22 protein-coding genes are annotated in these 18,951 nt (G+C 72.1%); 12 read left to right on the top strand and 10 right to left on the bottom strand.

Annotated features, from left to right (window positions below; translation table 11 throughout):
* The 3 genes from FPT20_RS09965 to FPT20_RS09955 form a co-directional block, all read right to left on the bottom strand.
* On the bottom strand, positions 1 to 318 hold the full coding sequence (locus FPT20_RS09965; protein ID WP_158864861.1) for a hypothetical protein: 318 nt from the start codon (positions 316 to 318) through the stop codon (positions 1 to 3).
* Positions 315 to 758: a hypothetical protein gene (locus FPT20_RS09960; RefSeq protein ID WP_158864859.1), complete on the bottom strand. Its 444-nt coding sequence runs from the start codon at positions 756 to 758 to the stop codon at positions 315 to 317. Before FPT20_RS09960 ends, FPT20_RS09965 begins: the two co-directional genes overlap by 4 nt.
* A gap of 126 nt (positions 759 to 884) precedes the next feature.
* A complete protein-coding gene (locus tag FPT20_RS09955; protein ID WP_158864857.1) occupies positions 885 to 1,490 on the bottom strand; it encodes an SACE_7040 family transcriptional regulator in 606 nt (201 codons plus the stop codon).
* Positions 1,491 to 1,619: 129 nt separating this feature from the next.
* Between FPT20_RS09955 and FPT20_RS09950 the strand changes: the two genes are divergently transcribed.
* From FPT20_RS09950 to FPT20_RS09910, 9 genes are all read left to right on the top strand, one after another.
* Complete coding sequence (locus FPT20_RS09950) at positions 1,620 to 3,233, top strand: carboxyl transferase domain-containing protein (RefSeq protein ID WP_158864855.1); 1,614 nt, start codon at positions 1,620 to 1,622, stop codon at positions 3,231 to 3,233.
* Complete coding sequence (locus tag FPT20_RS09945) at positions 3,230 to 5,353, top strand: ATP-binding protein (RefSeq protein WP_199245742.1); 2,124 nt, start codon at positions 3,230 to 3,232, stop codon at positions 5,351 to 5,353. The genes FPT20_RS09950 and FPT20_RS09945 overlap by 4 nt, the downstream gene beginning before the upstream one ends.
* Before the next feature lie 53 nt (positions 5,354 to 5,406).
* Positions 5,407 to 6,621, top strand: coding sequence for an acyl-CoA dehydrogenase family protein (locus FPT20_RS09940; protein WP_233265637.1), 1,215 nt, complete (start codon positions 5,407 to 5,409; stop codon positions 6,619 to 6,621).
* Between the two features lie 11 nt (positions 6,622 to 6,632).
* Entirely contained in the window at positions 6,633 to 7,403 is a 771-nt protein-coding gene (locus FPT20_RS09935; RefSeq protein WP_158864851.1) for a CoA transferase subunit A, read from the top strand.
* Positions 7,400 to 8,047 carry a CoA transferase subunit B gene (locus FPT20_RS09930; protein ID WP_158864849.1) on the top strand — a complete coding sequence of 216 codons (648 nt, stop codon included), beginning with the start codon at positions 7,400 to 7,402 and terminating at the stop codon, positions 8,045 to 8,047. Before FPT20_RS09935 ends, FPT20_RS09930 begins: the two co-directional genes overlap by 4 nt.
* Before the next feature lie 19 nt (positions 8,048 to 8,066).
* Positions 8,067 to 8,585: a MaoC family dehydratase gene (locus FPT20_RS09925; protein ID WP_158864847.1), complete on the top strand. Its 519-nt coding sequence runs from the start codon at positions 8,067 to 8,069 to the stop codon at positions 8,583 to 8,585.
* Positions 8,582 to 9,409, top strand: a complete 828-nt coding sequence (locus tag FPT20_RS09920) for an HpcH/HpaI aldolase/citrate lyase family protein (protein WP_158864845.1) — start codon at positions 8,582 to 8,584, stop codon at positions 9,407 to 9,409. Before FPT20_RS09925 ends, FPT20_RS09920 begins: the two co-directional genes overlap by 4 nt.
* A gap of 144 nt (positions 9,410 to 9,553) precedes the next feature.
* Positions 9,554 to 10,723 (top strand): aldo/keto reductase, encoded by a 1,170-nt coding sequence (locus tag FPT20_RS09915; RefSeq protein WP_233265466.1) that lies wholly within the window; start codon positions 9,554 to 9,556, stop codon positions 10,721 to 10,723.
* A gap of 282 nt (positions 10,724 to 11,005) precedes the next feature.
* Entirely contained in the window at positions 11,006 to 11,590 is a 585-nt protein-coding gene (locus FPT20_RS09910) for a TetR/AcrR family transcriptional regulator (RefSeq protein ID WP_158864843.1), read from the top strand.
* Positions 11,591 to 11,632: 42 nt separating this feature from the next.
* Here FPT20_RS09910 and FPT20_RS09905 read toward each other — a convergent pair whose 3' ends face one another.
* From FPT20_RS09905 to FPT20_RS09895, 3 genes are read right to left on the bottom strand one after another with little or no spacing between them, the layout of a single operon-like run.
* Positions 11,633 to 12,235 carry a histidine phosphatase family protein gene (locus FPT20_RS09905; RefSeq protein WP_158864841.1) on the bottom strand — a complete coding sequence of 201 codons (603 nt, stop codon included), beginning with the start codon at positions 12,233 to 12,235 and terminating at the stop codon, positions 11,633 to 11,635.
* Positions 12,236 to 12,269: 34 nt separating this feature from the next.
* Entirely contained in the window at positions 12,270 to 13,619 is a 1,350-nt protein-coding gene (locus FPT20_RS09900) for a M16 family metallopeptidase (RefSeq protein ID WP_158864839.1), read from the bottom strand.
* A gap of 48 nt (positions 13,620 to 13,667) precedes the next feature.
* Positions 13,668 to 14,162, bottom strand: a complete 495-nt coding sequence (locus tag FPT20_RS09895) for a GNAT family N-acetyltransferase (RefSeq protein WP_158864837.1) — start codon at positions 14,160 to 14,162, stop codon at positions 13,668 to 13,670.
* A gap of 73 nt (positions 14,163 to 14,235) precedes the next feature.
* Here FPT20_RS09895 and dapB point away from each other — a divergent pair, with 73 nt between their 5' ends.
* Together dapB and FPT20_RS09885 are read left to right on the top strand one after the other, a co-directional pair.
* Positions 14,236 to 15,015: a 4-hydroxy-tetrahydrodipicolinate reductase gene (gene dapB, locus FPT20_RS09890; protein ID WP_158864835.1), complete on the top strand. Its 780-nt coding sequence runs from the start codon at positions 14,236 to 14,238 to the stop codon at positions 15,013 to 15,015.
* Between the two features lie 32 nt (positions 15,016 to 15,047).
* Complete coding sequence (locus FPT20_RS09885) at positions 15,048 to 15,476, top strand: tetratricopeptide repeat protein (RefSeq protein WP_158868030.1); 429 nt, start codon at positions 15,048 to 15,050, stop codon at positions 15,474 to 15,476.
* Positions 15,477 to 15,491: 15 nt separating this feature from the next.
* Here FPT20_RS09885 and FPT20_RS09880 read toward each other — a convergent pair whose 3' ends face one another.
* The 4 genes from FPT20_RS09880 to FPT20_RS09865 form a co-directional block, all read right to left on the bottom strand.
* Positions 15,492 to 16,388, bottom strand: a complete 897-nt coding sequence (locus FPT20_RS09880; protein WP_158864833.1) for a TIGR01777 family oxidoreductase — start codon at positions 16,386 to 16,388, stop codon at positions 15,492 to 15,494.
* A gap of 3 nt (positions 16,389 to 16,391) precedes the next feature.
* Complete coding sequence (locus FPT20_RS09875; protein WP_158864831.1) at positions 16,392 to 16,817, bottom strand: OsmC family peroxiredoxin; 426 nt, start codon at positions 16,815 to 16,817, stop codon at positions 16,392 to 16,394.
* A gap of 99 nt (positions 16,818 to 16,916) precedes the next feature.
* A complete protein-coding gene (locus tag FPT20_RS09870; protein WP_158864829.1) occupies positions 16,917 to 17,429 on the bottom strand; it encodes a DUF4395 domain-containing protein in 513 nt (170 codons plus the stop codon).
* On the bottom strand, positions 17,416 to 17,862 hold the full coding sequence (locus FPT20_RS09865; RefSeq protein WP_158864827.1) for a TlpA family protein disulfide reductase: 447 nt from the start codon (positions 17,860 to 17,862) through the stop codon (positions 17,416 to 17,418). Before FPT20_RS09865 ends, FPT20_RS09870 begins: the two co-directional genes overlap by 14 nt.
* Before the next feature lie 81 nt (positions 17,863 to 17,943).
* Between FPT20_RS09865 and dapA the strand changes: the two genes are divergently transcribed.
* Positions 17,944 to 18,921 (top strand): 4-hydroxy-tetrahydrodipicolinate synthase, encoded by a 978-nt coding sequence (dapA, locus tag FPT20_RS09860; protein ID WP_158864825.1) that lies wholly within the window; start codon positions 17,944 to 17,946, stop codon positions 18,919 to 18,921.
* Positions 18,922 to 18,951 lie beyond the last annotated feature (30 nt).

The raw sequence follows: 18,951 nt of genomic DNA, 5'->3' as shown, positions 1-18,951 counted from the left end.
TCATTCGGCCGCGGGGAGGCCGAGCTCTCGCTTGTAGGCGCGCAAACGCGCCATGACGATCGTCACTGCGAGCACGAAGGCGCTGGTCACGACAAACACGAGGATCAGCGGGACAGGGTTCTCGAGTCCCACCCCGACGTCGAGCGCTCCGTCGGCACGCTCTCTCGCCTCGAAAAAGATCGCTCCGAACAGGCCCGTCGAGCGTCCGTCTCCCGGCCCCGTCGAGAACATGATCCAGACCAGACTGATCACCGCGAAGGCGGCGGTGATGATGCAGCCGCCTGTCAGTGCGGTACCGACCCTAAGCAAACAGGTCATGAGCGTGCCTCCGATTTCTTTTCGATCCGTGCGATTCCATAGATGCTGTAGGCGGCGGCCACGGCGGTCAGTGCAGCCATGCCCCCGACGGTGACCGGTGTCGGAAGGCTGAAGATGTTCACGCCGAGAACCACCGTGCCGACGGTCACGGCGACGACGGCGACTCCGACGAGCACGGAGAAGGGATTGCCGCGTTCGGGCGGAAAGGCCACGCCGGCCAACGTGGTCAGCAGGACGGCCACACCGCTCTCGAAACTGCGGACCACGGCGAGGAGATGGACGCCGAAGCGACTCGCTGCGATGCCGGAGGGAAGCACTTTGACGTGCCTCCTCATCGGTACGTAGCTGCGGGGTGCGACGAGCAATACCGCGCCCACCGGGAGGGATGCGATGGCGAGGAAGGCAATCGCCGTGAGAGCGGGGCCGAATGCGTCCAGCAACCACATTTCCCGAGAGATATTTCAAAGCTCAGATTGAGAATGTCACTACGATAGGGGGCGCGGTCGACGCGGACAAGCGCGTACATGCCTCGTGGCGCGCGCTCCGGCCGAGCGCGCGGAGGCGCCTCAGCCCGACGTCAGCGCGGACCAGGCCATGCGCTCGAGCACCGGGCGCACGACCGCCCCGGGAATGTGCGCGGCCCCGACCCGGGCCGAGTGCGGCGTCGAGTTGATGAGGCCGAAGGTCGCCTGCACCCGCAGCCGGAGCTCCTCCTCGGGGAGGGAGGGCTGAAGCGCCGCGAGCACGCGCATCCAGAGCTCGATGTAACGACGCTGGAGTCGCCGCACCTCCCGGCGCTCGGCGTCGGGGAGGGCATCGAGGTCGCGGTCCTGGACCCGGATGGTGTCGGGCTCGCCGAGCGCGAAGTCGACGTGGAAGGCGATGAGGCCGCGGAGCGCCGAGGCGGGGTCGGCCGATGCCGCCTCGACCGCCGAGCCCCCGGCGAGAAGGCGCTCGCTGACGCCGACGAGGAGTGCCGCGAGCACCGCCTGCTTGGAGGGGAAGTGCCGGTAGACGGCTGGACCGCTCACGCCGGCCGCCGAACCGAGGTCCTCGATCGAGACGCCGTTGAAGCCGCGCTCGGCGAACATCCCGGCGGCGGCGCCGAGCAGGGCGACTCGGCGGTCGGCCTTGGCCTGGCTGCGCTGCGTGGGCCGTTCGAGGTCGGTCATGGCTCTTTTCCCGGATCCTTTCCGGATCGCACCCGGAAGGGGTGGACTTTTCGGTTAGTGAACACTAACCTAAAATCGAGTTAGTGACCACTAACCGATGTCGACGGCGACACGGAGGACGCGGAAGCGATGCCCACCCTGATGAGCGAGGCGGCCGGACCCGACACGGCGGACCGGTTCGCCGAGAACGAGGCCGCGCAGCGAGCGCTGGTCGACGATCTGAGACGACGGCTCGATCAGGCCGCGGCCGGAGGTCCCGAGCGGGCGCGCGAGAGGCACGTCGCGCGCGGGAAGCTCCTCCCGCGCAACCGTGTCGACGAGCTGCTCGACGACGGCAGTCCGTTCCTCGAGATCGCCCCGCTCGCCGCGACCGGCATGTACGGCGACGAGAGCCCCGCGGCCGGCGTGATCGCGGGCATCGGGCTCGTCCACGGGCGCCACGTGATGATCGTCTGCAACGACGCCACCGTCAAGGGCGGCACCTACTACCCGATGACGGTGAAGAAGCACCTCCGCGCCCAGGAGATCGCGCTCGAGAACGGGCTCCCCTGCATCTACCTCGTCGACTCGGGAGGCGCCTTCCTCCCCATGCAGGACGAGGTCTTCCCCGACCGGGACCACTTCGGCCGCATCTTCTACAACCAGGCTCGCCTGTCCGCCGCGAAGATCCCGCAGATCGCCGCCGTGCTCGGCTCGTGCACGGCCGGCGGCGCCTACGTCCCCGCGATGAGCGACGAGACCGTCATCGTGCGGAATCAGGGGACCATCTTCCTCGGCGGCCCGCCGCTCGTGAAGGCCGCCATCGGCGAGATCGTCAGCGCCGAGGAGCTCGGCGGGGGAGACCTCCACGCCCGCACCTCCGGCGTGGTCGATCACCTCGCCGAGGACGACGAGCACGCCCTCGCCATCGTCCGGGACATCGTCGCGACGCTCCCTCCCACCCGCACGCCAGCCTGGGAGGTGCTGCCGGCGCGCGAGCCGGCGGTCGACCCCGCCGAGCTGTACGGTGTCGTCCCGACCGACGTGCAGGCGCCCTACGACGTCCGGGAGGTGATCGCCCGGCTCGTCGACGGCAGTGAGCTGCACGAGTTCAAACCGGAATACGGCACGACCCTGGTCACCGGCTTCGCGCACATCCACGGGCACCCGGTCGGCATCGTCGCCAACAACGGCGTGCTGTTCAGCGAGTCCGCGCTGAAGGGCGCGCACTTCATCGAGCTGTGCGACCAGCGCGGGATCCCGCTGCTGTTCCTCCAGAACATCTCCGGCTTCATGGTCGGGCGCGACTACGAGGCGGGCGGCATCGCCAAGAACGGCGCCAAGATGGTCACGGCCGTCGCCACGGCGCGCGTGCCCAAGCTCACCGTCGTCATCGGCGGCTCGTTCGGCGCCGGCAACTACTCGATGTGCGGGCGGGCGTACTCGCCGCGCTTCCTGTGGATGTGGCCCGCCGCCCGGATCTCGGTCATGGGCGGCCAGCAGGCCTCCAGCGTGCTCGCCACCGTCAAGCGCGACCAGCTGGAGGCGCGCGGCGAGGAGTGGAGCGCCGAGGACGAGGCCGCGTTCCGCGCGCCGATCGCCGCCCAGTACGAGGAGCAGGGGAGCCCCTACTACTCGACCGCCCGGCTGTGGGACGACGGCGTCATCGACCCCGCCGAGACCCGCGACGTGCTCGGCCTCGCCCTCGACGTCGTCTCGCGCAGCCCGCTCCCCGACACGGCCTTCGGCCTCTTCCGGATGTGATCCCCGTGACCTCCTCCCGTCCCTTCGGCACCGTCCTCGTCGCGAACCGCGGCGAGATCGCCTGCCGCATCATCCGCACGCTCCACCGCCTCGGGATCCGTTCGGTGGCCGTCTACTCAGACGCCGATCGCGATGCGCTCCACGTGGCGCTCGCCGATGTCGCCGTCCGCCTCGGGCCGGCCCCGGCCCGGGAGAGCTACCTCGACGCCGAGGCTGTCGTGGCCGCTGCGGTCGCCACCGGGGCGGACGCGGTGCATCCGGGTTACGGCTTCCTCTCCGAGAATCCGGCCCTCGCCGAGGCGTGCGACCGCGCCGGGGTCGTCTTCGTCGGGCCGGGCGTCCACGCCCTCGAAGTGATGGGCGACAAGATCGCCGCCAAGCAGGAGGTCTCGCGCCACGGCGTCCCGACCATCCCGGGCATCGCCGAGCCGGGCCTCACCGACGAGCAGCTGATCGAGGCCGCCGAGCGCATCGGGTTCCCCGTGCTCATCAAGCCGTCGGCCGGCGGCGGCGGCAAGGGCATGCAGGCCGTGCGCGACCCCGCCGAGCTGCCCGAGGGACTCCGGGCGGCGAGACGCGTCGCGGCCGCGGCCTTCGGCGACGACACGCTGTTCCTCGAGCGTCTCGTCGACGCGCCCCGGCACATCGAGGTCCAGGTGCTCGCCGACCGGCACGGGTCGGTCGTCCACCTCGGCGAGCGCGAGTGCTCCCTCCAGCGCCGGCACCAGAAGGTCGTCGAGGAGGCGCCGTCGCCGCTCCTCGATGCGGCCACCCGGCGCCGGATCGGCGAGGCCGCCTGCCGTGTGGCCGCGTCGGTCGACTACGTCGGCGCGGGAACGGTCGAGTTCCTCGTCTCTGCGGCGGCGCCCGACGAGTTCTTCTTCATGGAGATGAACACGCGCCTCCAGGTCGAGCACCCGGTGACCGAGCTGGTGACCACGCTGCGCGGGGAGCGCGGCATCGACCTGGTCGAGCAGCAGCTGCGCATCGCGGCGGGGGAGCCGCTCGCCTTCGACCAGGCCGACCTGGGCCTCGCAGGTCACGCAGTGGAGGCGCGCGTCTACGCCGAGGACCCGGAGCGCGGGTTCCTGCCGGGCGGGGGCCGCGTCCTCGCCCTCCGAGAGCCGGAGGGCGACGGCGTGCGCGTGGACAGCGGAATCGCGGCCGGCACCTCGATCGCGACCGACTACGACCCCATGCTCGCGAAGATCATCGCGTGGGGGCCCGACCGGGAGGCGGCTTTCACCCGCCTCGACCGGGCTCTCGGCGGGACGAGCATCCTCGGAGGGGTGAGCAACGTCGCCTGGCTGCGCGACCTCGTCACCGACCCCGATGTCCGTGCCGGCCGCATGGACACGAACCTGATCGACCGGCGCTACTCCGAGCTCCACCCCGGCGAGCCGGAGAGAGCAGAGCTCGTCGTCGCGGCTCTGGCCGCCCACGCGGCACGCTGGGAGGAGCGACGCGGCACGGCCGGCCCGCTCTGGTCCGTGCCGAGCGGGTGGCGCGTCGGATCCGCCAAGCCGGTCGAGTACGTCGTGGACGGCGTGACCGTCCGGGTCCTCGGCGGGCCCGACGCGGCGACCGTGACGGTCGGCGACGACTCGCACTCGGCGCGGCTGACGTTCAGGCCGCCCCGGGCCGACGGCTGCCCGGCGGAGGCGCTCCTCGCCCTCGACGGCGTCACCTCCCGGTTCGACGTGGTCCGCGACGGCGGCACCGTCTGGCTCGCTCACGACGGCCGCGCCCGCGCGCTCCGCCTCCTGACCCGGGAGGAGCGCCTCGCGACACGCCTCGCGGCCCTCGACCGCGGCGAGGCGGCCGCCCATCCCGAGCTCCGCTCGCCCATGCCCGGCACCGTCGTCGCCGTCCCGGTGGCCGGCGGAAGCCGCGTCGAGGCGGGGGAGACCGTAGCCGTCGTGGAGGCGATGAAGATGGAGCACCGCCTCCTCGCGCCCGTCTCCGGCACGGTGACCGTGCACGTCGCCGCCGGTGACCTCGTGAGACTCGACCAGCTCGTCGCCCGCGTCGACGCGGACGACGAGACCCCAGACGCTCCGCCTCACCCGGCGGACGCGGCCGCGCCGGCACCCCCGGCCGCCGCCCCGGCCCAGGGCTGACAGCCCGGCCACGACGCCACCCGTCACGAACGAAGGATGCCAGACCGATGACCATGCAGATGACCCGCCCCTCCGACGGCGGAACGGGCGACACCGACGTCGCCGGGTTCGAGCTCACCCCCGAGCAGCGCCGCCTGCGCGACGAGGTGCGGGAGTTCGCCGACACCGTCGTCGCCCCCGCGGCGTACGAGTACGACACGAAGCGGAGCCTCCCGTACGAGATCATCGCCGAGATGGGGCGGATGGGCCTGTTCGGCCTCCCGTTCCCCGTCGAGTACGGCGGCCAGGGCAAGGACTACCTGTCGCTCTGCCTCGCCGTCGAGCAGCTCGGACGCGTCGACCAGTCGATCGGCGTCACACTCGAGGCGGGCGTCGGCCTCGGCGCGATGCCGATTTACCGCAGCGGGACCGAGGAGCAGAAGCAGGAGTGGCTGCCGATGCTCGCTCGCGGCGAGGCGCTCGCGGGCTTCGGGCTCACGGAGGCGGACGCCGGCTCGGACGCCTCCGGCACCAAGACGACAGCCGAGCTCCGCGACGGCGAGTGGGTGATCAACGGGAGCAAGCAGTTCATCACGAACTCCGGCTCCGAGATCACCAAGCTCGTGACGATCACCGCGGTGACCGGCGAGAGCACCCGGCCCGACGGCTCGGTGAAGAAGGAGCTCTCGGCGATCATCGTCCCGTCGGGCACGCCCGGCTTCGTCGCCGAGCCCGTGTACGACAAGGTCGGCTGGCACACCTCCGACACGCACCCGCTGACCCTGACCGATGTGCACGTGCCCGAGGCGAACCTGCTCGGCGAGCGCGGCCGCGGGTATGCGAACTTCCTCGCGACCCTCGACGAGGGCCGCGTGGCGTTCGCGGCGCTCTGCACCGGGGCGGCCCAGGGCTGCCTCGAGGAGGCGCTCCGCTACGCGAAGTCGCGCAACGTGTTCGGGCGCCCCATCGGCTCCAACCAGCACATCGCGTTCAAGCTGGCGCGGATGCAGGCCCGGGTGCACGCCGCCCGGCTCGCCTACTACGACGCGTGCTTCAAGCTGATGGCCGGGCAGCCGTTCAAGATGGAGGCGTCGATCGCGAAGCTCATGGGCAGCGAGGCCGCCATGGACAACGCGAGGGATGCCACCCAGATCTTCGGCGGCTACGGTTACCTCAACGAGAACCCGGTCGCCCGTCACTACCGCGACTCGAAGATCCTGGAGATCGGCGAGGGCACGAGCGAGGTGCAGCTCATGATCATCTCGGGCGCGCTGGGTCTCGAGGCCTGAGGGAGGGGCACGTGATCGACAAGACGGTGGCGAGTGCGGCGGAGGCGGTGGCCGACATCCCGAGCGGCGCCGCGCTCGCCGTCGGCGGCTTCGGGCTGTGCGGGATCCCGAGCGCGCTGATCGCGGCGCTGCTGGAGAGCGGCACGACCGATCTCGAGGTCGTGAGCAACAACTGCGGGGTCGACGACTGGGGGCTCGGGCTCCTGCTCGGCGAGCACCGGATCCGCAAGATGATCAGCTCCTACGTCGGTGAGAACAAGGAGTTCGCGCGCCAGTTCCTCTCCGGTGAGCTGGAGGTGGAGCTCACGCCGCAGGGCACGCTCGCCGAGAAGCTTCGCGCCGGCGGCGCGGGCATCCCCGCCTTCTACACGCCCGCCGGCGTCGGCACGCAGATCGCCCAGGGCGGCCTGCCGCGCCGGTACGCGCCCGACGGGTCGGTGGCCGTCGCGAGCGAGCCCAAGGAGGTGCGGACCTTCGACGACGCGGAGTACGTGCTCGAGCGGTCGCTCCGCCCGGATTTCGCGCTGGTGCACGCCGCCGTGGGCGACCGCCACGGCAACCTCGTCTTCCACGCCGCGGCGATGAACTTCAACCCGCTGGCCGCGATGGCGGGGCGCGTGACGATCGCGGAGGTCGAGGAGCTCGTCGAGCCGGGCGAGCTCGACCCCGGATCGATCCACTGCCCGGGCATCTTCGTCCAGCGGGTCGTGCACGCGCCCGGGGTGGAGAAGCGCATCGAGCGACGCACCGTCCGGGAAGCAGCCGACGGGAGTACCCGATGAGCCTCACGCGCACCGAGCTCGCGGCCCGGGTGGCCCGCGAGCTCGAGAACGGCCAGTACGTCAACCTCGGCATCGGGATGCCCACCCTCATCCCGAACTACATCCCCGAGGGGGTCGAGGTGATCCTCCACTCGGAGAACGGGGTGCTCGGCGTCGGTCCGTACCCCGTCGACGCCGACGTCGACCCCGACCTCATCAACGCCGGCAAGGAGACGGTCACCGTGAAGCGGGGCGCCGCCTTCTTCGACTCGTCCCTCTCGTTCGGGATGGTGCGCGGCGGTCACGTCGACCTCGCCGTGCTCGGCGCCATGGAGGTCTCGGAGCAGGGCGACCTCGCCAACTGGATGATCCCCGGCAAGATGGTGAAGGGAATGGGCGGGGCCATGGACCTCGTCTTCGGCGCCAAGCGGCTGATCGTCATGATGGAGCACGTCGACAAGGAGGGGCGCCCCAAGATCCTCCGCGAGTGCACCCTCCCGCTCACGGGCACCGGATGCGTCGATCGCATCATCACCGACCTCGCGGTGATCGACGTCACGGCCGATGGTCTCGTGCTGCGCGAGACGGCGCCCGGGGTCACCGTCGACGAGGTCGTCGCCGCGACGGGCGCGCCCCTCCGGGTCGCCCTGGAGCCGGCGCCGTGAGCAACCCGGGGAGGCCGGAATGAAGGACATCGAGCAGCGCGGGCTCTACTACGAGGAGTTCGAACTGGAGGTGCGCTACCTCCACCGCCCGGGCCGGACGGTGACCGAGGCGGACAATGTCCTCTTCACCACCCTGACGATGAACACGCAGGCGCTGCACCTCGACGCGGCGTGGTCGGCGCGCCAGCCGTTCGGCGAGCGGCTCGTGAACTCGATGTTCACGCTCGCGACCATCGTCGGCGCCTCCGTCACCCAGCTGACCCAGGGGACGATCGTGGCGAACCTCGGGTTCAGCGAGGTGTCCTTCCCGCACCCGCTGTACCACGGCGACACGCTCTACTCCGAGACGGTCGTGCGGGCCAAGCGGCTCTCCGCCTCGCGGCCCGGGCAGGGCATCGTGACGCTCGAGCACACCGGCCGCAACCAGGACGGCACCGTCGTCGCCACGGCTGTGCGCCAGGTGATGGTGTGGTGCCGCGAGGCCGCGGCCTCCGCGCCCGAGGTCGCCGAGGCGGGGGAGCCGGAGCCGCTGCTGTGACCGCGACCGGCGTCTCGGGCGGCGCCTTCCCGTGGGGACCGGCCCTGCTCTTCTGCCCGGCCGACCGGCCCGACCGCTACGCGAAGGCGCTCGAACGCGCCGACGCGGTGATCCTCGATCTGGAGGACGCCGTGGATCCCTCCCGGCGGACGGCCGCCCGGGAGGCGCTCGCCGCCTCCGAGCTCGATCCGGAACGGGTCATCGTGCGCGTCAACGCGGCGGGGACGGACGACCACGATGCCGACCTCGCGGCGCTGGACGTGACCCCCTATCGGGCCGTCATGCTGCCGAAGGCCGAGCGCGTGGCGGACCTCGCCGGTCTGCGCGACTACGACACGATCGCCCTCTGCGAGACCGCGGCGGGCGTGCTCGCGGCACCCGACCTGGCCCGGCACGACGGCGTCATCGCGCTCATGTGGGGCGCCGAGGACCTCGTCGCGTCGATCGGAGGCAGCTCGAGCCGGCGGCCCGACGGGACGTACCGCGACGTGGCGCGCGCCGCGCGCTCGGCCGTGCTCCTGGCGGCCGCGGCCGCCGGCCGGGCCGCGATCGACACCGTGCACCTCGACATCGGCGATCTGGACGGGCTGGCGGACGAGGCCGAGGATGCGGCGGCGGTCGGTTTCGCCGCGTCCGCGTGCATCCATCCCTCCCAGGTCGAGGTGATCAGACGCGCCTTCCGGCCCTCCGAGGAGCAACTCCGCTGGGCGCAGGAGGTGCTCGCCGCGGCCGAGGAGGCGGGCGGCGGGGTGTTCCGATTCCGCGGCGGGATGGTCGACGGACCGGTCCTCGAACACGCTCGCGGAGTGCTCCGCCGATCGTGATGGAATCGTGATCTAGGTTTCTCCGCCGGTTCACCCGTTTCGTCCTCAGGGCGTCGGAGGTATGCCGTACTCTCAAGGTATCGCTGGGAATCCAACCCGATCGAATCGATTCGAGCGATGACTGCACGAGGTGAGGGGGTCGACATGCCACAGCTCCTTCCCCTCCGCCTCCTCGAGTCCGTCGGACTCCGGACGACGCCGGTCAAGACCCTCGCCGACGACCAGGCCGAGGGCTCCTCGCCGGCCGTCGAGACGCCCGACGAGGTGACGGCCGTCCCGACCGGGTCGGCCGAGTCGCCGAGCACGCCGGCGACCGCGGTGACCCGCGCTCCCGCGCCTCCCACGGGCGTCCTCGACTTCGACCCCACGCTGGAGCGCACCGGCCCGCTGTCGATCATCGCCCCCCGCCGCATCGGCGAGACCGAGCTGACGGTGTTCCCGCTCTCGCTCGGCGCGAGCGTCTTCGGCTGGACGGCCGACGGCATCACGTCCCAGGCGATCCTCGACCGCTTCGTGAGCCAGGGCGGCAACTTCCTCGACACGGCCGACAGCTATGTCGGAGGCCGCAGCGAGGTCCTCATCGGCAGCTGGATGAAGGAGCGCGGCAACCGCGACCAGATCGTCCTCTCCACGAAGGTCGGCCGTCACCACGAGAACCCGGGCCTCGGCTCGGTGAGCATCGTCCGAGCGGTGGAGGCGTCGCTCGAGCGGCTGCAGACCGACCGCATCGACCTCCTGTACTTCCACGACGACGACCCCGAGGTGCCGCTCGAGGACAGCCTGGCGACGGCCGAGTGGCTGATCGAGACCGGTAAGGTGCGCTACCTCGCCGCGTCGAACTTCAGCGCCGACCGGCTCATCGAGGCGCGCATCCTGTCGTCTTCGGGCCTGCCGAAGTTCGTCGCCATCCAGACGCAGTACAACCTGATGCACCGCACCGAGTTCGAGAGCGCCCTGCGCATCGTGGCCGCGGCTCAGGGGCTCGCGGTCATGCCGTACTACGCGCTGGCCAACGGCTTCCTGACGGGCAAGTACCGCTCGAAGAGCGACCTCTCCGCCGATGCGCGCAGCGTCCGTGCCTCCGCCTACGTCAACAGGCGCGGCCGCACGGTCCTGGCGGTGCTCGACCGCATCGCCGCCGAGCACCGGGTCCAGCCGGCCAGTGTCGCGATCGCGTGGCTGCTCGCCAAGCGCACGATCGTTGCTCCCGTGGCGAGCGCGAGCCGCCCCGAGCAGGTCGACGCGCTGATGGCCGCCGCGGCGATCCGGCTCACGCGCGCGCAGATGCTCGAGCTCGACCGCGTCTCCGACTGACGCCGCGCGGCCGAGGGGCGCGTGCCGAGTTCACCCCGCCTCGCAGGGGCAGAGCTCCCATCCTCCGTCGTGCCTCGACGCCGGAGGCGTGGCCGCGCGGCGCGTCGGGTCGCCTCTCCTTTGCCCTCCTCAGGGCTTTCTGAGGAAATGAGGACAAACAGACGGGTCTGTCTACCTATATACTGATTCCACCACCGGCTCCGGCTGTCTCCCCCGCGCCGGGTCCGGTGGCCCCAAGCACACCGGAGGCGGTCGCCGCCTCCACCGAAGAAGGAGCCGCGGATGGTCGTCAGTGCCCGCGCGACCATCCGCCCTCCGGCGCCGTCGAAGCTCAAGATCCTCGCCACCGCCGACGAGCTCTTCTACGAGGAGGGCATCCACACCGTCGGCGTCGACCGCATCATCGCCGGCGCCCGCGTGACCAAGGCGACCTTCTACAAGCACTTCCGCTCGAAGGACCTCCTGATCATCGCCTACGTCGAGGGCCGCGACCGCCAGGTGCGCGACTGGTTCGCGGAGCAGGAGCGCCTCCACGACGACCCGCGCGACATCGCGCGCGCCCTCGTCGACAGCATCAACGCGGAGGCGGTGCGTCCCGGTTTCCGCGGAGACCCCTTCATCAACGCGGCAGCGCAGTTCGCCGACGAGACGAACCCGGTCCGTCTCGCCGTGACCGCCCACCGCGACTGGTACGCGAAGCGGATCGAGGAGCTCTTCCGCGCCATCGGGCATCCCCGTCCCGGAGACGCCGCCGACGACCTCATCCTTGCGCGCGACGGCGCCCTCGCGGGCGGCTACGTCGGCGACCCCGTGGCCGCGGGCGCTGCGCTGCATCGCGCGCTCGACCGCATCCTCGCCGAAGCCTGACGGCCGGAACGCCCGGATTCGGCGCGCCCGCGCGGGAGCCGCTCAGACGGGCTGCAGCTCGGGCAGTCCGGTGCGCAGCTCGACGGGGAGATGACCGAGGTCGTTGTGGACGACGAGCACGGGCGGCTTCGCCGACCGGACCCGGATGATCGTCAGGCCGCAGTTCGCCTGATTGAGGCCCAGCCAGCGCCAGGCGGGCGCATCGAACACGTGGCGCACGAACCAGCCGATCACGAAGTTGTGCGTCACGAGCAGGTCGTGGCGATCGCCCATCGCGGGCGTGAGGAACTCGTGGACCGCATCCTCCATCTGGGCTCGCCCCGCCTCGATCTCGGCCTCCGTCACCGGCCCGAAGAACGACTCGAACGCCTTCGGCATGTCGGGCGTCGGCCCGGACGGGATGCAGTCGAACAGGAGGCTCGAGGGCTGCGGGTCGAGCGCCGGCATGCGCTCCTTCATGATCGCGGCCGTCTCCGCGGCGCGCACCAGCGGGGAGTGGTACATGCCCGTGAAGGGGATGCCGCTCAGCCGCTCCGCGATGAGCTGGGCCTGGCGCTTCCCCCGCGGCGACAGCGGGCCGTCGGGGAGGCCGTGCTCGGCATCCTGCTGCTCGCCGTGTCGCACGAGGTAGATGTAGTGGGGCAACGCGAGGACCTTTCGAGGTGGAACGGGAGGCGGCTCAGGGGGCGAGACCGGCGAACACGTCGTCGGTGACGCTCCCGACCGCGGAGATGGAGACCGGCCGTGCCGCGAGGTCGGCGGCGAGGTCGCGCACGTCGTCGGCGGTGACGAGGTGGAGGCGCCGGAGGCTCTCGTCCAGGTCGGCGAACTCGCCGAGCGAGATCTCCGCGCGTCCGAGCCGGGACATCCGGGTGTCGGAGTCCTCGAGGGCGAGCGCCGCTCCGCCGGAGAGCTGACCGACGGCGCGCCGCAGCTCCTCGGCGGTGACGCCGTGGTCGGCGAGGCGGTGGAGCTCCGACAGCATGAGCTCCGCCACCTGGCGGGCCTTGGCCGGCGCGCAGCCGGCGTAGAGCCCGAAGACGCCCGCGTCGGCGTAGGCCCCCGAGAACGAGTAGACCGAGTAGGCGAGCCCGCGCTTCTCGCGGACCTCCTGGAACAGGCGGCTCGACATGCCGCCGCCGAGGACCGAGTTCAGCACGCTCATTGTGGTGCGCCGCGGGTCGGTGGCGACGATCCCGGGGACCCCGACGAGGAGGTTCGCCTGTTCGGTCGGGCGCTCCACCGTGACGACGGCGGCCCCGCGCTCGACCGGCACGGCGCCTGCCGGCCGGCGCTCGACCGGCGCAGCCTGTGTCTCCGGGTCCCACCCGGCGGCGGCGAGGGCGCGGGTGACCCCGGCGACGAGCCCGTCGTGGTCGACGGCCCCGGCAGCGGTGATGACGAGGTCCTGCGGGCGGTAGTTCCGCCGGTAGTGCTCCCAGACGGCGTCGCGCGTCGCGGCCCTGATCGTGTCCGGGCGCCCTCCGATCGGGCGTCCGAGCGGGTGGTCGCCGAGGATCGCCGAGAAGAGCCGGTCACTGGCGACGTCGGCGGGGTCGTCCTCGGCCATCGAGAGCTCCTCGAGGATGACACCGCGCTCGTTCTCGAACTCGACGGGGTCGAGGAGGGACGAGGTCAGCATGTCGCCGATGACCTCCACGGCCATGGCCAGGTCGCGGTCCTGCACCTTGGCGTAGTAGCAGGTGTACTCCTTGGCGGTCATCGCGTTGTGCTCGCCGCCGACCGAGTCGAACGAGATCGCGATGTCGAGCGCGGTCCGGGTCGGCGTGCCCTTGAACAGAAGGTGCTCGAGGAAGTGCGTCGACCCGAGGCTGCCCGAGCGTCCCTCCGTCTCGTCGCGCGATCCGACCGCGACCCACCAGCCGAGCGTCGCGCTGCGGGCGCCCGGCACCTGCTCGCTGAGCACCCGCACGCCGCTCGGCAGGATCGTGCGCCGGACCAGCGCGTCACCCGACGCCGCGAATGAGAGGTCGGCCAGACCGAGCGGGAGGTCGACTGCGCTGTTCATCCCTCCCAGCCTACGCCAGCGGGTCGTCCGGCCCGGGTGCCCGGCCGGTCAGGCGAGCATCTTGCGGAACCAGTCCGTCGCATTCGGGTTGTCGTTGTACGGCTCGATCTCCTCGTACCCGTGGGTGCGGTACAACCGGCCCGCGGCCTCCAGGCTGGCGTTCGTGTCGAGCACGACCTCGGTCGCGCCGAAGCCTCTCGCTCGATGCTCCAGCTCCGAGAGGATGGCGCGCCCGAGGCCGCGCCCGCGGAAGCGCGGCGACACCCAGAGGTGCTTGATCTCATAGCGGACGGCCGCTCGCCCCGGCGCTGCATCCCCCGTGTCCGCCCCGAGTTCCCGGATGCCGCCGCAGCCCGCCTCCTGCTCGTCGTCGTACGCCAGGAGGAACACGCCGCGCGGCGGGACGAACTGACCCGGATCGGGGAACGCGGTGCGGTACGCGCCCTGCGCGGCCGGGAAGCCGGCGGACCGCTCCGCGAAGTAGTCGGACAGCATCCGGTGCGCAACAGCGTCGGTCACGGCGACATCAGCGAAAGACCACATCGCACCACATTAACGCGCCGCTCTCGCATCCCGGGGGACGGGCGGCGCGGTGGCCGCGGGTTAGGCTGGGCGGGTGACTATTCGCGTGGCCGTCGCCGGTGCGGGCGGCAAGCTGGGGAGCGTCGCCGTCCGCCTGATCGAGGAGTCCGACGACCTCGAGCTCGTCGGCCGTCTCGGCTCCCGGTCGTCGCTCGATGAGATGCTCGGCGCCGACGTGCTCGTCGACATGACCCTCCCGCACGTGAGCCCCGGCATCGTGGCCTTCGCCGTGGAGCACGGTATGAAGGCGCTGATCGGCACCTCGGGCTGGTCCGCCGACCGCATCCTCGACCTCGAGCGGCGCGTCGCGTCGAGCGACGGCTCCGGAGCGGTCGTCATCCCGAACTTCTCCCTGGGCTCGGCCCTGGGCACGGCGTTCGCGACGGTGGCGGCGCGCTTCTTCGACTCGGTCGAGATCGTCGAGACGCACGGGACCGGCAAGATCGACTCGCCGTCGGGAACGGCGGTCCGGACGGCCGAGCTCATCGGCGCGGCCCGTGCCGGGCTCGGCCCGGTCCAGGCGCCGCACACCGACCAGCGCGCCCGCGGGCAGCAGGTGGCGAGCGTCCCGGTCCACAGCCTCCGGATGCTCGGGGTCGGTGCGCAGCAGCAGGTGATCTTCGGCGGGGCCGGCGAGCAGCTGACCATCCGCCACGACACGATCTCCGCCCACGCTTACGAGGCGGGGATCCTCCTCGCCCTCCGGGCCGCAGCGGAGGTCAGCGGTGTCGTCGTCGGGCTCGACAAGCTGATCGACCTGGGCATCGCCGAGCCGTCGGGCGAGCCTCCGCGCCCCACCGTGCGCGAGCAGTAGCCGCCGTGCGCAACCGTCTCGCGGCGCTCCTGATGGCGCTGCTCCTGGTGGTGTACCTGGTGCTCGCGCTCCAACGCGCCGTGCTCCTCATCGTCACCGGCCAGCCGGTCGGCATCGCCATGGGCGTTGCCCTGCTCGTCCTTCCCGTCATCGCCGGGTGGGCGATCGGCCGCGAGCTGCTGTTCGGCGCCCGCACCGAGAAGCTGGTCCGGATCCTCGAGGCCGAGGGCGGCCTGCCCGTCGAGGATCTGCCCACGCGGGCGAGCGGGCGACCGCTGCGCGACGCGGCCGACGCCCAGTTCCCCGAGTACAAGGCGGAGGTCGAGGCGGCGCCCGGGAGCTGGCGCGCCTGGTTCCGCCTCGGGCTCGCCTACGACGCCTCGGGTGACCGGCGCCGCGCTCGCGCGGCGCTGCGCCAGGCCATCCGCCTGTACCGCGACGACGAGAAGCGGGCGCGCTGACGGTCGCCCCCGCCGTCAGCGGCGGCGCGCCTCGATCAGCCGTGCCATCGCGTCGCGGACCGTCTTGTCGCGGAACACGAATCCGTCCTCGGTGAGCTTCTGCGGCACCTCCTGCTGATCGGCCAGGAGGAGCTCCCGGCCCGCCTGCCCGAGGGCGAGCTTCACGGCGGGGGAGGGGAGGGGCAGCAGGTAGGGGCGGTGCAGCGCCTCCGCGAGGGCCCCCACGACATCGCCCGCGGTCGCCGGTGTGGGGCCCGCCAGATTCACGGGACCGGAGAGCTCCGACCCGAGCAGGTGGACGAGCGCCGCCGCCTCATCGTGGAGGCTGATCCAGGGCCAGTGCTGGCGACCGCTGCCGATCGGGCCCGCGAGGCCGGCCTGAGCGATCGGGAGCAGGGGCTTCATCGCACCACCCGGGCCGATCACGACGCCGGTGCGGGCGAGCACCAGCCTCGTGCCGTCCGGGGCCAGCCGGGCGGCCGCCTCCCACGCCGCGGTGACGTCGGCGAGGAAGCCGGTTCCGCGGGGCACCTCCTCGGTGAGCCGGACACCGGGGCGGGAGCCGTAGAAGCCCACGGCCGAGCCGCTGACGAAGACGGCGGGCGGGCGCGGCGCCTCCCGCATGCTCTCGGCGAGCGTCGTCGTCGCCTCGATGCGGGACGAGAGGATCCGTCGCTTGCGCGCCGCCGTCCACGGGACCCGGCTCAGGGACTCGCCCGAGAGGTTGACGACCGCGTCGACGCCGTCGAACGCCGAGACGGGGAGCCGGTGCGCGGCGGGATCCCACCGGATCTCGTCCGCGCCCCCCGGCTCGCGCCGGACGAGGCGCACGACCTCGTGGCCGCCCGCCGCCAGCTGACGGGTCAGCTCGGTGCCGATCAGGCCGGACGCGCCGGCGACGAGCACCCGCACCGCTCAGTCCAGGGTGGCGTCGAGCGTGATCGGAATGCCGACCAGCGCGCGCGAGACGGGGCAGGTGCGCTTGGCCTCATCGGCGAGGCGGTCGAAGTCCTCCTGCGAGAGGCCGGGCACGGTCGCGGCTACGGTGAGGTGGCTGCCCGTGATGCCCTCGGCCGGGTCGAACGTGACGGCCGCGGTGGTCCGGATCGTCTCGGGCTTCGCTCCGAAGCCGCTCAGGATGTTCGAGAAGGCCATGGAGAAGCACGCGGCGTGCGCGGCCCCCAGGAGCTCCTCCGGGGTGGTGACCTCGGCGCCGCCCTGGGAGCGGGCCTTCCAGTTCACGTCGAGCGCCGCCGCCCGGGAGGAGTCGAGAGTGACCTTCCCGGAGCCGCTCTTCAGGTCGCCGCTCCAGATCGTGGTGGACTCGCTCGTGACAGCCATGGGGTTCTCCTGTTCTGCGGCCGCGGGGAGCGGCCCGGCGGGATCCACCCTAGCCACGCCTCCCGACACGTCCAGCGGTCGCTCGGGGGATTCCCGGTTTCAGCCGACGGCGCGACGGCGCACGAGCCCGGTGCGGACGAGCAGGAGATAGAGCTGGCAGCCGAGGCAGTACCCGAAGACCGCGTTGAGGAAGGCGGCGACGAAGGCGAGAGCGGCGGCCACCGGGAGGGCGCCGGCGACTCCGGCCACGTGGAGGAGGAGGCCGGCGCCGGTCACGAGGAGCCCCACGCCCTGCGCGAAGGTCGGGGGCGCCGGGTCCTCCAGGTCCGTCGGCGGGGCCAGCCGAGGACGGAGGAGAGCGCCGTAGAGGAGTCCGTACGGGTGGCGCTGCACGCCCGCGAACGCACCCCACGCGAACAGCAGGGCGATCGCGAGGAGGAGCAGCGCCGCCGCCGCGGTCGCGCCGACCAGTGCGAGGAAGACGTCGATCAGCAGGAGGACCGCCGTGATCCCCGCGCCGAACCGCGGGGATCGCGGGTCGATGCCGCGGCGCGCTCCGGCGGCTGCGCCGGAGGCCGGTGCGGGGGACGGGGTGGGGTCAGGCAGGGACATGGTCGCTCCCGAGGAGTCGGTCGAGGACGGATGCCACGTCGGCCGGTCGCGCGGCACCGCTGATCCGGGCGCGCACGGCGCCGTGGCCGTCGAGGACGAGGGTGGTGGGGGTCTGGAGCACCGAGAAGCGTCCGGCGAGCTCCGGCCGGTCCGCGAGGTCGACCTCGACGTGGCTGACGCCGCGCCGCGCCGCGGCGGCCGATCCGAGCACCCGGGCCGTCGACCGGCACGGCGAGCAGTACTCGGTCGAGAACTGGAGGAGCGTTGCCCGGCCTCCGAACCCGGCCGGTTCCGCGCCGACCTCGTGCGGGTGCACCCGTTCGTCGCCGGCGGCGGCACGGGCGCGGCCCGTGCGAGCGCGCCAGAGGAGCCCGGCCGCCGTGGAAACGGCGACGAGCGCGAGGAGTACGCCTGCGGCGGCCAGCGGATTCATCGCGGACGACGGTACCCGGCTCCCTCGGGAGGCGCGGGATTGTGTCGGAACATGACGGCCGGTTCCCGCTAGCCTTGAGCCATGGCTGCCCCCGCGAACCCGTTCGGCCAGGTGCTCGTCGCCCTGGTGACCCCGTTCACCGCCGACGGCGAGGTCGACTGGGCCGGCGTCGAGAAGCACATCGACGACGTGATCACGGCCGGCGCCGACGGGATCGTCGTCACCGGGACGACCGGCGAGACCTCGACCCTCACCGACCCCGAGAAGCTGCGCCTCGTCGAAGTGGGCAAGGCGGTCGCGAGCGGCCGAGCGAAGATCATCACGGGAGGCGGTTCCAACGAGACCGCTCACGCGATCCAGCTGTACCGGCAGAGCGAGAAGGCCGGTGCCGACGGCGTCATGGTCGTGACGCCGTACTACAACAAGCCCACCCAGGCGGGCATCCTCACGCACTTCCGGATGATCGCCGACGCGACCGACCTCCCCGTGATCCTCTACGACATCCCGGGCCGCACGGGCGTGCCGATCCGCTACGAGACCATCCTCCGCATCGCCAAGCACCCCAACGTCCTCGCGATCAAGGACGCCAAGGGCGACTTCAGCGAGGTGAGCCGGGTGCTCAACCAGACCGACCTGCTCTACTTCTCCGGCGACGACGCCAACGTGCTGCCGCACCTCTCGATCGGGGCCACCGGTCTCATCGGGGTGACCGCCAACATCGCCCCGACCCCGTACCGCCAGATCGTCGACGCGGTCAACGCGGGCGACCTCGCCACCGCGACGGCCGCTCACAAGAAGCTCGAGCCGCTCGTCCGCGCCGTCATGACGCACGTGCCGGGCACGGTCGCGGCGAAGTACATCCTCCACGGCCTCGGCCGCATCGGGAGCCCGCGCGTGCGCCTCCCGCTGGTCGGGCCGGAGGAGTGGGAGGCGGCCCAGATCGAGGACGAGCTGGACCTCGTCCGCGACATCCCGGGCGTCGACTTCTCCAACTTCCGGCCGGACCGCAACGCGGCCGCCGGGGGCGCCCTCCCGAAGATCGCCGGGACCACACGCTGACGGCCGCGCGACGCGGCCGGACCCATCGCG

Source organism: Leifsonia sp. AG29 (assembly GCF_009765225.1).
Taxonomy (GTDB): domain Bacteria; phylum Actinomycetota; class Actinomycetes; order Actinomycetales; family Microbacteriaceae; genus Leifsonia.
This window is presented reverse-complemented; position numbering and strand designations above follow the sequence as displayed.